The organism is Allomuricauda sp. F6463D, from assembly GCF_023015965.1.
Classification (GTDB): Bacteria; Bacteroidota; Bacteroidia; order Flavobacteriales; family Flavobacteriaceae; genus Flagellimonas.
On sequence record NZ_JALKAN010000015.1, the window covers coordinates 1 to 641 of the forward strand.

A 641-nucleotide genomic window follows, 5' to 3' on the forward strand; every position below is an offset into this window, starting at 1 on the left:
CTTGACACGGACGACGCCGATTCAGACCCCACGAACGAATACAACACGGGGATATCGCTGAACGGTACCTCCATCGAGGTCACGGATGCAGGCGGTACGTTGAGCCAAAATCTTGACGGAACCTTTGCCACGGACGCGGAACTTGCGGCCCTTGACACGGACGATGCAGATTCAGACCCTGAGAACGAACTATCCGATATCGCCTTGAGCGGTACCACCTTGGAACTGACCAATGCGGTTACCGGAGCCACCGGGGTTGATTTGGACGGAATCTTTGCCACGGATGCGGAACTAGCGGCCCTTGACACTGATGATGCAGATTCAGACCCTGAGAACGAACTATCCGATATCGCCCTGAGCGGTACCACCTTGGAACTGACCAATGCGGTTACCGGAGCCACCGGGGTTGACCTTAACGGAACCTTTGCCACGGACGCGGAACTTGCGGCCCTTGACACGGACGATGCTGATTCAGACCCCACGAACGAATATAACACCGGAAGCGGAATAACAGCAGGTAGCCTTCAAATTACAGATGGTGGTGGGACGGAATCCGTAAATTTGATAAGTACGGATCTGAACAACAATTTAACAGCAGGCACGGATGGAGCACTTTACCTGAACGTGGCCTCCGTATCCAT

1 protein-coding gene is annotated in these 641 nt (G+C 54.1%); it reads left to right on the forward strand.

Features of this window, described 5'->3' with window-relative positions; translation table 11 throughout:
* A partial coding sequence (locus MWU56_RS16445; RefSeq protein WP_247046507.1) for a hypothetical protein occupies positions 1–641 on the forward strand: 641 nt, incomplete at both ends.